Source organism: Nitrosospira multiformis (genome assembly GCF_900103165.1).
Taxonomy (GTDB): Bacteria; Pseudomonadota; Gammaproteobacteria; order Burkholderiales; family Nitrosomonadaceae; genus Nitrosospira; species Nitrosospira multiformis_D.
In genome coordinates this window covers 188,391-200,901 of the sequence record NZ_FNKY01000001.1, presented here as the reverse complement: position 1 = coordinate 200,901, position 12,511 = coordinate 188,391, and the positions used below count along the sequence as shown (strand labels likewise).

General features: G+C 56.2%; 10 protein-coding genes. All 10 read left to right on the top strand.

Annotation, left to right across the window (positions count from 1 at the left end):
- The first annotated feature begins 29 nt into the window (after nt 1-29).
- The 10 genes from ftsL to murB all read left to right on the top strand — a co-directional run bounded on the left by ftsL (nt 30) and on the right by murB (nt 12,509).
- A complete protein-coding gene (ftsL, locus tag BLR00_RS00900; RefSeq protein ID WP_074630386.1) occupies nt 30-344 on the top strand; it encodes a cell division protein FtsL in 315 nt (104 codons plus the stop codon).
- A complete protein-coding gene (locus BLR00_RS00895) occupies nt 341-2,077 on the top strand; it encodes a peptidoglycan D,D-transpeptidase FtsI family protein (RefSeq protein ID WP_074630385.1) in 1,737 nt (578 codons plus the stop codon). The genes ftsL and BLR00_RS00895 overlap by 4 nt, the downstream gene beginning before the upstream one ends.
- 32 nt (nt 2,078-2,109) lie before the next feature.
- Nucleotides 2,110-3,663, top strand: a complete 1,554-nt coding sequence (locus tag BLR00_RS00890) for a UDP-N-acetylmuramoyl-L-alanyl-D-glutamate--2,6-diaminopimelate ligase (protein WP_176759922.1) — start codon at nt 2,110-2,112, stop codon at nt 3,661-3,663.
- Nucleotides 3,660-5,045, top strand: coding sequence for a UDP-N-acetylmuramoyl-tripeptide--D-alanyl-D-alanine ligase (locus BLR00_RS00885; RefSeq protein WP_074630383.1), 1,386 nt, complete (start codon nt 3,660-3,662; stop codon nt 5,043-5,045). Before BLR00_RS00890 ends, BLR00_RS00885 begins: the two co-directional genes overlap by 4 nt.
- Nucleotides 5,046-5,147: 102 nt before the next feature.
- Nucleotides 5,148-6,233 (top strand): phospho-N-acetylmuramoyl-pentapeptide-transferase, encoded by a 1,086-nt coding sequence (gene mraY, locus BLR00_RS00880; RefSeq protein WP_074630382.1) that lies wholly within the window; start codon nt 5,148-5,150, stop codon nt 6,231-6,233.
- 12 nt (nt 6,234-6,245) lie between these two features.
- Nucleotides 6,246-7,673 carry a UDP-N-acetylmuramoyl-L-alanine--D-glutamate ligase gene (gene murD / locus BLR00_RS00875; protein WP_074630381.1) on the top strand — a complete coding sequence of 476 codons (1,428 nt, stop codon included), beginning with the start codon at nt 6,246-6,248 and terminating at the stop codon, nt 7,671-7,673.
- Nucleotides 7,673-8,836 (top strand): putative lipid II flippase FtsW, encoded by a 1,164-nt coding sequence (gene ftsW, locus BLR00_RS00870; RefSeq protein WP_074630380.1) that lies wholly within the window; start codon nt 7,673-7,675, stop codon nt 8,834-8,836. The genes murD and ftsW overlap by 1 nt, the downstream gene beginning before the upstream one ends.
- Nucleotides 8,826-9,950 (top strand): undecaprenyldiphospho-muramoylpentapeptide beta-N-acetylglucosaminyltransferase, encoded by a 1,125-nt coding sequence (gene murG, locus BLR00_RS00865; protein WP_074630379.1) that lies wholly within the window; start codon nt 8,826-8,828, stop codon nt 9,948-9,950. The genes ftsW and murG overlap by 11 nt, the downstream gene beginning before the upstream one ends.
- A gap of 46 nt (nt 9,951-9,996) precedes the next feature.
- Nucleotides 9,997-11,406: a UDP-N-acetylmuramate--L-alanine ligase gene (gene murC, locus BLR00_RS00860; protein ID WP_074630378.1), complete on the top strand. Its 1,410-nt coding sequence runs from the start codon at nt 9,997-9,999 to the stop codon at nt 11,404-11,406.
- Nucleotides 11,407-11,492: 86 nt separating this feature from the next.
- The gene (gene murB, locus BLR00_RS00855) at nt 11,493-12,509 is read left to right on the top strand and encodes a UDP-N-acetylmuramate dehydrogenase (protein ID WP_074630377.1); all 1,017 of its coding nucleotides are present in this window, start codon (nt 11,493-11,495) and stop codon (nt 12,507-12,509) included.
- The last annotated feature ends 2 nt before the right edge of the window (nt 12,510-12,511 follow it).

Sequence of the window (12,511 nt, the reverse complement as noted above, 5' to 3'; positions counted from 1 at the left end):
TGGCGTTTCACGGCTAATGAGAGATTGACGTGATCAGGATAAATATTCTATTGATTTTAATCCTCATCGCCTGCGCGCTGAGTGTTGTGACTTCACAGCACAAGGCGCGCAAGCTTTTTGTGGAACTGGAAAGAGAGCAGGAGCAGGCGGGGCGGCTGGCGGTGGAATGGGGACAATTGCAGCTCGAACAAAGTACGTGGGCGATGCATGCGCGCATTGAAAAAATCGCTACGGGACAACTGCATATGCAAGTGCCCGACGCATCACGCGTTCAAGTCGTCTCGTTGATGAATACGGCTGATTCCGGCAATTCCGCCAACTCCATGGAGGCGCTGGAGCCATGACGACCGGTCATTCACCGCGCATTATCCTGCCGGCGGGACGCTCACGCTTACTCGCAGTTTGTTTGCTGCTCGGACTGATGGGACTGGCGGGGCGCGCGGCCTATCTGCAGGGGATGCATAACGGCTTTCTGCAACAGAAAGGGGAATCACGTTACAGCCGTATACTCGAAATGAACGCGGATCGCGGAATAATCACAGATCGGCACGGAGAACCGCTGGCGATCAGCACGCCGGTGGAATCGGTATGGTCGAGTCCGCAGGACATGAACGTAACACCGGAGCAATTAAAAAAACTGGCAAGCCTGATCGAGATGGACACCAAGGAAATTCGCAAGCGTCTGGAGGATCCCCACCAAGGTGCCCGGCGTGATTTCGTGTACCTGAAGCGGCATTTGTCGCCAGAGGTCGCGGCCAAGGTGGTCGAGCTCAACCTGCCGGGTGTATTTCTGAAACGTGAATACCGCCGGTACTATCCGGCGGGCGAGTTGACGGCCCATATGCTTGGCTTTACCGACATCGACGATAACGGACAAGAAGGAATAGAGCTGGCATGGCAGGATGAACTGGCGGGCAAACCCGGAAGCCGCCGTGTCATCAAGGATCGTAAGGGACGTGTTGTCGAGGATGTGGAAAGTATCCGGGCTCCCAGATCCGGGCAAAATATAGCCCTGTCCATAGACAGCAAAATTCAGTATCTCGCTTTCCGGGAATTGAAACAGGCGGTTGAAGCCCACAAAGCCAAAGCAGGGGGAATCGTGGTGCTGGATGCACAGACAGGCGAGTTGCTGGCGCTTGTCAATCTGCCTGCGTACAACCCCAATAACCGGGCGAGAACGAATGGCGGGCGAGCCCGCAATAGAGCCCTGACCGACGTATTCGAGCCGGGTTCAACCCTGAAGCCATTCACCATAGCAGCAGCGCTGGAGGCGGGAGGAGTAAAGCCCGACACCGTATTCGAGACCGCACCTGGTACGTTCTCCATAGGCAAGGCCACGATACGCGATGCGCATAAAGAAGGTCCGTTGACAGTGGCGCAAGTGATCCAGAAGTCCAGTAACGTCGGCTCCGCAAAGATCGCTTTGTCGCTGCCGCCGCAAACGTTATGGGAGATGCTGAGTGATTCGGGATTTGGCGCCTCCACTGGTTCAGGATTTCCGGGAGAAGTCAGCGGCAGGCTCCGCCCATACCGCACCTGGCGTCCCATCGAACAGGCCACCATGTCCTACGGACACGGAATCGCGGTGAGTTTGCTGCAACTGGCGCGTGCCTATACCTTGTTCTCCGCCGAGGGTGAATTGAAGCCGGTATCGCTATTGAGGCTCGATGCGCCTGTCGCGGGTAAGCGAGTGGTGTCACGGGACACCGCCCTCGCGGTGAGCAGGATGCTGGAGATGGTGGCGCAACCGGGAGGCACCGCGCCGAAAGCCCAGATCAACGGCTACCGGGTAGCGGGCAAAACAGGTACGGCGCATAAATTGGAGGGCAACGGTTACGCAAAAAACCGTTACCTATCGACGTTTGTCGGCTATGCGCCGGCTTCCAGTCCGCGATTTGTCATTGCGGTGATGCTGGATGAACCATCCGCGGGCCAATATTTTGGCGGTGCGGTGGCGGCGCCCGTATTCAGCCGGGTCATGGAGGGCGCCTTGCGCATGCGGAACGTTCCGTATGACGCGCCGGCCAATAATGTCATGTCGTTTACCGCGGTGCCAGAGTTGAAAGGTGATGTATGAACCCGGAATCCAGAGTCGGAGATTCGAAGCTCATGGCCAGATCAAAGGCGTCTTTTGATTTTCGCGCTCTTGATCATCTGGGTGTCAGAATCAGCAGCCTGGCTACGGATAGCCGCATGGTGAAGACAGGAGATACTTTTCTGGCATATGCCGGAGAACAACTGGATGCGCGCAAGTTCATCCCTCAAGCAATAGCGGCCGGGGCAAACGCGGTACTGTGGGAGCGCCGTGGTTTCGCATGGGATCCCGCATGGCAGGTGCCCAATTTACCAATAGCCGGACTGCGAGCCCAGGCAGGCACCATTGCCGACCACGTTTATGGTCATCCGTCGCAAAAACTCTGGCTTATCGGCATCACCGGAACGAACGGCAAGACCTCTTGCAGCCACTGGATCGCCCAGGCCATGACCGCGCTGGGCAAAAAAACGGCAGTCATCGGCACATTGGGAGCCGGTTTTCCCGGTAAGCTCGAATCGACCGCCAACACCACGCCGGATGCGGTCTTGTTGCACCGGGAGATGGCGGATTATTTGCTGCGCGGCGCGCAATGCGTGGCAATGGAAGTGTCGTCGCACGGGATAGTACAAGGGCGCATCAGCGGATCGACATTCGCGGTCGCGGTATTCACCAATCTCTCGCGTGACCATCTCGATTATCACGGCAGCATGGAAGCGTATGCCGCCGCAAAGGCACGATTGTTCCATTGGCCTGCACTCAAATATGCCGTACTCAACCTTGATGATGCATACGGTGTCGAATTGTCGCAACAGCTTTCAGGGGTGGAGACAAAGGTAATCGGGTATGGATTCACCGAACCGGCGCTTCAGTCCCGAAGTTCGGAAAAATTCAGGGTGGTACGGGGCCGGAATCTCAAGCTAAGCCCGCAAGGGCTGGCGTTTGATATCGAGTTTGAAACCGGGTTTGAAACTGAGTATTCAGAATTTAAAACGAACGTGGTAGGGAGTTTCAATGCTGCAAATTTGCTGGGGGTGCTGGCTACCTTGCTGGCGAGCGGTATCAAGCTGGCTGACGCTGTGCAAGCCTTACAGCAAGTTCGGCCGGTAGCGGGAAGAATGGAGCAAATAGGGGGGGGTGCTCAACCACTCGTAGTGGTGGATTATGCCCATACGCCGGATGCTCTGGAAAAAGTGCTGGTAACACTGCGTGAAATTCTTCGTGCCGGTTCCGAAGCAAACAGAAAACCAGGAACCGGAAACCCTAAATTGATCTGTGTGTTCGGCTGTGGAGGCGAGCGCGACCGCGGCAAACGCCATTTAATGGGCGCCGCAGCGACTCGCTTCGCCGACGAAGTTATCATCACCAGCGACAATCCGCGGAAAGAAGACCCACATGTCATTATCAGCGAGATCGCGGCGGGTGCTAGCGCCAATTACCATGTCGAGGAAGATCGGAGGTCAGCTATTTACCAGGCGATTCAAGGTGCGCAAAAGAATGACGTCGTGCTAATCGCTGGGAAAGGGCATGAAGCATATCAAGAGATAAATGGGAAAAAGTTTCCGTTCAGCGATGCCGAAGTCGCGAGACAGGCATTGCGGGATTTAACCGGGGTACCGATGCAAACATGATGACGGTGCGAAAGGCAGCGCAGGCGCTGCATGGCGAATGGCGTGGTCAAGATGCGCGTTTCACCGCCGTTAGTACCGATAGCCGTACGGTCAAATGCGGCGATTTGTTTGTCGCGTTGATCGGAGAGAAATTTGATGGCCATGATTTTATAGCCGAGGTGAAGAAAAAAGGTGCGACCGCGGCAATGGTCTGTCTGGAATCGGCGGCTGAAAGTCAGGCATCGGGAATCCCCCTGATCCTGGTGAAGGACACCCGACTGGGGTTGGGACAGTTGGCTGCGCACTGGCGTAGCGGCTTCAGCATTCCAATGGTTGCGGTGACCGGCAGTAATGGCAAGACTACTGTAAAAGAAATGATCGCCTCCATATTGCGAAGAGCGGTGGAGGCAGCGGGCGGCGCAGATGGCTCGGGCGGCCCGGACAGGGTACTGGCGACGGAAGGCAATCTTAACAATGATATCGGTGTCCCGCTGATGCTATTGCGGTTGCGCGAACGGCATATTTATGCAGTGATCGAAATGGGTATGAATCATGCCGGCGAGATTGCGTATTTGACCCGTCTGGCAAAGCCCGGCGTGGCGCTGATTACCAATGCGGGAGCAGCTCATGTCGAAGGGCTGGGCTCGGTGCAAGCGGTCGCTTGCGCCAAGGGCGAAATTTTTGAGGGGCTTGACCAACACGGCATTGCCGTTATTAACGCTGACGATCCGAATGCTCCGCTATGGCGAAAACTCGCCGGTAGCCGAAAAGTGGTGGATTTTGGTCTTGGCGGAGAACCAAAGGTGAGTGCGCGCTACCAGTTGGATTTTCTCGGCAGCGGCATGACGTTGATTCTGCCTGAAGGAGTTGAAGAGGTGGAGCTGCAGGTGCCCGGCGAGCACAACGTACGCAATGCGTTGGCGGCAGCGGCTGTGGCGGTGGCCATGGGTATTGATACGAAGGTGATCGCATCAGGATTGAGAGAATTTTGCGGAGTGAAAGGGCGTTTGCAGAAAAAACGCGGTTTGCATGACGCGATATTGATAGACGACAGTTATAACGCCAACCCGGAGTCGGTGAGAGCCGCGCTGGCCGTGCTGGCTAAAGCGCCGGGTAAAAAAATCCTGGTGCTTGGCGACATGGGCGAGTTGGGCGACAGCGCGCGGGATTTTCATGAGCGCATCGGTGAAGAAGCCCGTCTTGCCGGGATTGATGGGTTATTTGCGCTGGGTGAATTGAGCGCTTATGCGGTGGCGAAATTTGGTCCCGGTGCAAGGCATTTCGACAAAATCGAAGAACTGCTGGCCGAGGTACGAAGCCAGCTGGCAGCCGATGTGACGTTTCTGATAAAGGGATCGCGCTTTATGCATATGGAGCGGGTAGTCAAGCATATCGAATTATGAGTTATGAGCCATGAATATTAATCATGCGGAAATCATGAGTAAGCTACCCCGGTTTGCCGGCCGGCAAGTCCCGAAAGGCAACGTTCTGTGCAGGCGGCTGTCATGCTGCTAGAACTCGCTCAATGGCTTGCGAAGGACATTCGCGTATTCAATGTGTTCAATTACATTACCTTGCGCACGGTGCTGGCGGCACTTACCTCTCTGGCGATTTCGTTCATTATCGGGCCCGCCATGATACGTAAGCTCACCGCTTACAAAATAGGTCAGTCGGTGCGCGATGACGGACCGCAGAGTCATCTTGTGAAGGCTGGTACGCCCACGATGGGCGGTGCGCTGATACTGGTATCCATCGCCATTTCCACGTTACTCTGGGCGGATTTAAGCAACCGTTATGTATGGGTGGTACTCGTGACCACACTGGGTTTCGGCATCATCGGCTGGGTGGATGATTACCGCAAGGTGGTATATCGCAATCCGAAGGGGCTTTCCGCCAGAGCAAAGCTCTTCTGGCAGTCGGCAATTGCCCTCTCGGTGGCGCTATACCTTGCTTTAACCGCCGATTTGCCTGCACAGACCACCATGATTGTGCCATTCTTCAAGCAAGTGGCAATCCCGCTTGGTGTAGCCGGGTTTGTTACGCTTGCCTATTTTGTCATCGTGGGCACCAGCAATGCGGTGAATCTGACGGATGGGCTCGATGGTCTGGCCATCATGCCTACCGTCATGATCAGCAGCGCCCTCGCAATCTTCGCCTACGTAGCGGGTCACGCGGTATTCGCGAAATATCTCGGCATCCCTCATATCCCCAATGCAGGCGAGCTGGCCGTCTTCTGCGGCGCGCTGGCGGGTGCTGGGCTCGCTTTCCTCTGGTTCAACGCCTATCCGGCGGAAGTGTTCATGGGCGATGTCGGTGCGCTCGCGCTTGGCGCCGCACTCGGGATTGTGACAGTGATAGTACGCCAGGAAATCGTACTGCTCATCATGGGCGGCGTCTTCGTGGTGGAGACCTTATCGGTGATGCTGCAGGTAGCTTCGTTCAAACTGGTTGGCAAGCGCATTTTTCGCATGGCCCCGCTGCATCATCACTACGAATTGAAAGGATGGAAGGAAAACCAGGTGGTGGTCCGTTTCTGGATCATCACCATGATGCTGGTGCTGTTTGGATTGTCGTCGTTGAAGTTGAGATAAAAAAGATTGGATATGAATTTGCGAGGTAGAACCGTGCTGGTGCTCGGAATGGGCGAAACCGGACTCTCTATGGCCAAGTGGTTGTCGCGCATGGGCGCGAATGTGCGCGCGGCTGATAGCCGTGCGGCACCTCCTTGTCTGGAGGGGTTAAAACAAGCCCTGCCCGGCGCCCGGAGATTTACCGGCGCATTGACAGCCGAAGTCTTCGCCGGTATAGACCTCGTTGCCATCAGTCCCGGCGTGCCTGTGGCGGAGCCGCTGGTGCAGTCGGCCGTGAGGGACGGTGTACCCGTGATGGGGGACATGGAGCTTTTCGCTTTGGCGATTAAACAACCTGATGTGGCAAAACCAAAGATTCTGGCCATTACCGGTTCCAACGGCAAGACAACGGTAACCGCCATGGCGGGGGCGATGGTGCGGAAAGCAGGATGGGATGTCGAAGTAGCCGGCAATATCGGTCCGGCCGTGCTGGATGCACTGATGCGGCGGGAAGACTCAGGAAAATTGCCGCAGGCATGGGTACTGGAGGTTTCCAGTTTTCAATTGGAAACCACAAGAAATCTTGATCCTGATGCGGCGACGGTGCTGAACTTGAGTGAAGACCATTTCGACCGCTATGCCGGAATGCGGGATTACGCTGCTGCCAAGGCAAGGATATTTCAGGGTGGCATCGAGAACGGTCATGGCGGCGGTGTTCAGGTTCTGAATCGCGACGATCCTGTCGTGCGTGCGATGGCATTGACCGGCAGAAAGCAGATGACTTTCGGTCTGGATATGCCGGTTGGTGAGGATGATTTTGGTTTGATCCACGACAGTGAAAATAGCTGGTTGGTGCAGGGGAAAACTCGTTTGATGAAAACCAGCGAGCTTGGCGTCACCGGCTTGCACAATGCGGCCAACGCGCTGGCCGCACTGGCGCTATGCCGCGCCATCGAGCTGCCATTTGCACCATTGCTGCAAGCCTTGCGCGAATTCAGGGGATTGTCGCATCGGATGGAAAAAGTGGCGGCATTCAGCGGCATCACGTTCTACGACGATTCGAAAGGCACCAACGTGGGCGCAACGGTCGCTGCGTTGAACGGCATGATGCAAAGTGTGGTGCTGATCGCGGGCGGCGACGGCAAGGGGCAGGATTTTTCTCCATTGGCACAACCGGTAGCGAAACATGTGCGAGCAGTGGTATTGATCGGGCGCGATGCGGAAAAAATCTCCGCCGCAATAAATGGCTGCGGGGTGCCGCTGCATTACGTCACCACCATGGAAGAAGCCGTGCAGCGAAGCTTTGCGCTGGCACAGGAAGGTGATGCGGTATTGATGTCACCGGCATGTGCAAGCCTCGACATGTTCAGGAATTACGCTCACCGTGCCGAGGTATTCGTTGCGGCGGTTAGGGATTTGCAGACCGGAATCTCAGCCACGACTCCTAAGGTCCTCACCTGATGATCTACCAGAGCGATATCAATTACCAGAGAAGTCTGCCCAATTTTGATCAATCCCTGATCTGGTCCGCGATATTGTTGCTGAGTCTGGGGTTGGTGATGGTCTATTCCGCGTCCATCGCCATCGCTGAAGCGGGGCGAGGCACAAATGGCCATCCTGCCTATTTTCTTGTCCGGCATGGGGCCTATTTGGCGGTGGGTTTGCTGGCAGGGCTGATCACATTCCAGGTGCCGGTGTCCGCATGGCAGAAGTATTCGTTGCACCTGTTTTTACTGGGACTGGCGCTGTTGGTGCTGGTGCTGATTCCCGGGATAGGCCGCGAAGTCAACGGCAGCCGGCGCTGGATATCGCTGCTGATCGTGAATCTGCAACCATCGGAGTTCATGAAACTGTTCGTAGTGTTTTACGCCGCCAACTATACCGTTCGCAAGGCGGCTTACCTGGACAGTTTCCGCAAAGGTTTCTTTCCCATGCTGATCGTCATGCTGATGGTGGGTCCGCTCCTGCTGCTCGAACCGGATCTGGGGGCATTCGTCGTCATCACCGTCATCATGATGGCGATACTATTTTTGGGGGGTATGGACCTGAAGCTGTTCGCGGGATTGACCGGCTTTCTGGTCATCTGCCTGTTGGCGCTGATCTGGATTGAGCCTTATCGCATGCAGCGGTTCTTTGGATTCATGGATCCGTGGGACGATCCCTATGGAAAAGGGTACCAGTTGAGCCATGCCCTGATTGCATTCGGACGTGGTGAATGGCTGGGGGTAGGCCTGGGCGGAAGCGTGGAAAAGCTTTTCTATCTGCCTGAAGCACATACTGACTTTCTGCTTGCCGTGATCGCGGAGGAGCTTGGTTTCGTTGGAGTCATGACAGTCACGATGCTGTTTGCGTTGCTGGTGATACGTGCATTCGTAATAGGCCGTCAGGCCGCTGTGCGGGAACGTCATTACTCCGCGCTGGTGGCGCAAGGTATCGGCGTATGGCTGGGCGTCCAGGCCTTGATCAACATGGGTGTGAACATGGGTGTATTACCGACAAAGGGATTGACGCTGCCGCTGATGAGTTTTGGCGGCAGTAGCATTGTCGCCAACTGTGTCGCGCTGGCGGTGCTGATGCGAGTGGATTGGGAAAACCGGCAACTGATGAAAGGGTATGCAATATGAGAATAATGTCGCACCGCCAAGCCGGCATGAGGAATCCATCTTGATCCCCACCATTCTCATCATGGCGGGAGGGACCGGCGGGCACGTGTTTCCAGGGCTGGCGGTGGCGGATTACATGAAGAAGGCGGGTTGGCGTGTGGTGTGGCTGGGAACGGAGCGAGGAATGGAAACCACACTGGCGCCGCAGCGTGGCTATGAAATGGAGACTATTCGCTTCTCCGGTTTGCGCGGGAAGAATATTGCGACCTGGCTCACGCTGCCGATGCGTCTGTTACGTGCGTTATGGCAAAGCGCCAGAGTGATAGGCCGGGTGCGTCCCGATGTGGTGCTGGGTATGGGGGGTTATCCCGCATTTCCCGGTGGATTGATGGCCTCCTTACTGAATAAGCCGCTGCTGATACACGAACAGAATTCGGTTCCCGGTCTCGCCAACAGGATATTGGCGAAGCTTGCCGACAGAGTCTTGCTGGGTTTTCCCGGCGTAATCAGGGGCGACAGGAAGGTGACATTTTCCGGCAACCCGGTGCGTAGCGAAATCAGCCAGTTGGAAGCACCGGACAAGAGATATGCCGCGCGCAGCGGAAAACTGAAGCTGCTGGTGATTGGCGGCAGCCTGGGTGCGCAAGCGCTGAATACCATTGTGCCGCAGGCGCTGGGGCTGATCCCTGAAAAGCTCCGTCCACTGGTGACGCATCAGGCCGGAACAAGGCACCTGGACGCATTAAGAAAAAATTATGCCGAAGCGGAGGTGGAAGGTGATCTGGTCACTTTCATTGAAAACATGGCCGCCTGTTACGCCGATAGTGATGTGGTGGTTTGCCGGGCCGGAGCGCTGACTATCGCCGAACTGACCGCCTCAGGCGTGGCGAGCATTCTGGTGCCTTTTCCGTATGCGGTGGATGATCACCAGACAAGCAACGCGAAATTCCTGAGTGATAGGAATGCGGCGGTGCTGTTGCCGCAGAATGAACTGACTCCGCAAGGACTGGCGGAATTACTGACGGGATTCACTCGCGAGACCCTTCTGGAAATGGCGATGAACGCTCGCGAACTGGCGAAACCGGATGCTACCAGGCTGGTAGCGGAAGCGTGCATGGGAATGCTAAGGCCATGAGAACTGAAAATGAGGTCATTACCTTCACATTTCACAAATTCTGGATATGAAACATAAAGTCAAACATGTGCATTTTGTCGGTATTGGCGGCTCGGGAATGAGTGGAATCGCTGAGGTGCTGCTCAATCTGGGCTACCAGGTTAGCGGCTCGGATTTGTCCGCTACCGCCATTACCCGACGCTTGAAAAAACTGGGTGCGATTATTCATTCGGGCCATGCGGGGAGTCATGTGGCATCGGCGGACGCGGTCGTGACATCCACGGCGATCGGTCCGGACAACCCTGAAGTGATTGCCGCGCGCGAGCGAAATGTACCGGTAGTGCCGCGCGCCATCATGCTGGCGGAGTTGCTGAGATTACGTCAGGGAATCGCCATCGCAGGCACACATGGCAAGACCACTACCACAAGCCTGGTCGCCAGCATTCTCGCGGAAGCGGAAATGGACCCGACGTTCGTTATCGGTGGCAGGCTGGAAGCCGCGGGTTCCCATGCCAAACTGGGCGGTGGCGAGTTTATCGTGGTCGAGGCCGACGAATCGGATGCCTCCTTTCTCTATTTGCAACCGGTGCTGGCGGTTGTGACCAATATAGACGCCGATCACATGGAAACCTACGGTCACGATGTCAGCAAACTCAAACAGGCATTCGTTGATTTTCTGCGGCATCTGCCTTTTTACGGGATGGCGGTAGTGTGCGTGGACGATGCCAACGTGCGTGAGATTCTGCCCGATGTGACCAAGCCTATCACCACTTACGGTTTATCGGATACTGCGCAAATCCGTGCCGCCGATATTCGTCATAGTGAAGGGCAGATGCACTTTACCGCGCTGGTAGGCTTGAATGGCAAGACTCGCAAACTCAAGATCATGTTGAACCTACCGGGGTTGCATAACGTGCAGAACGCGCTTGCGGCAATTGCCGTGTGTAATGAAGTGGGCGTGAAAGATGCCGCCATCATCAACGCGCTGGCAAACTTTCGGGGCGTGGATCGGCGTTTTCAGCGCTATGGCGAAATCAAGCTGGTCAGCGAGGAAGCGAATGGGGGCGGGAGTTTTACGCTGGTCGATGATTACGGTCATCACCCGGTGGAAATGGCGGCCACCATCGCGGCCGCACGCGGCGCATTCCCCGGCCGCAGGCTGGTATTGGTGTTCCAGCCGCATCGCTATTCCCGCACCCGCGACTTGTTCGAGGATTTCGTCAAGGTGCTATCCACCACCGATGTGCTGCTATTGACGGAAGTGTACCCGGCGGGCGAAGCGCCCATCGTCGCGGCCGACAGCAAGTCGCTTGCGCGTGCGCTGAGAGTGCTGGGCAAGGTTGAGCCGATATTTGTCGAGACGGTGGATGAGTTGCCCGCCGCCATACAGGGTGTGGCGCGGGAAAATGACGTCATATTGGTGATGGGAGCGGGATCGGTGGGAGGCGTGGCGCCTGATCTTGTAAAAGGACCTTAGGCCTGAGCAGGCCCGCGGTTGCGGAAAAAGGATAGCAGGTGCCCTGTTTTTCTTCACAAGAGAGAGAATCGTTGCTGGATGCATGAATGGATATGTCAGAAATTAAATTAACTCATGGGTTGCGCGCTCTTCGTGGGGAGATGCGCATGAATGAGTCAATGAAAAAATACACTTCCTGGCGCGCGGGCGGCGAGGCGGAGCGTATCTATATGCCGGCTGATCTGGCCGATCTGGCTCAATTCATACGCGGCCTGCCGGAGGATGAACCCGTGTATATGGTGGGTCTCGGCAGTAATCTTCTGGTGCGCGATGGCGGGGTGCGCGGCACCGTCGTAGTGCTGCATGCCCGGCTTAATGATCTGCGGCTGGAACAGCGCGATGAACATGACGAATTGATAGTTGCCGGAGCGGGCGTGGCCTGCGCGAAGGTCGCCCGATTCGCGGCATTGCACAGTCTGGCGGGTGCGGAGTTTCTGGCGGGCATACCCGGTACGGTGGGCGGAGCGCTGGCGATGAATGCGGGTTGTTATGGTGCGGAAACCTGGGGAATTGTCGAACGGGTGCAAATACTCAGTCGCACAGGTCAACTGCGCGAACGCGTGCCAGGGGACTATGAGATTGGCTACCGGCACGTCATATTGAAGCCTGAGACAAAGATCGAGGATCGGAAGGGGCAGGATGCTTCCGGTGAGGAATGGTTTGTAGGGGGCGGATTCAGATTATTGTGCGGCGAAGATGCGGCATCGCGCAAAAAGATCAAGGAATTGCTCACCCGGCGCATCAACACTCAGCCATTGAATCTGCCCAATGCCGGGTCAGTGTTTCGCAATCCGCCGGGGGATCATGCGGCGCGGCTAATCGAGTCATGCGGGCTGAAGGGTTTTCGTGCCGGCGGCGCGATGGTTTCGTCCAAGCATGCAAACTTTATCGTAAACACCGGCGACGCCACGGCGGCTGAAATTGAAGCGGTGATTGCCGCGGTACGCGAAACCGTGAAGGAACAGACCGGGATTGAACTGGTGCAAGAGGTGCGAATCATTGGGTCCCATGAATCCGGTCGGATTCAAAATTTCGCCACTGACAATCTTATCGGGAACGATTGATC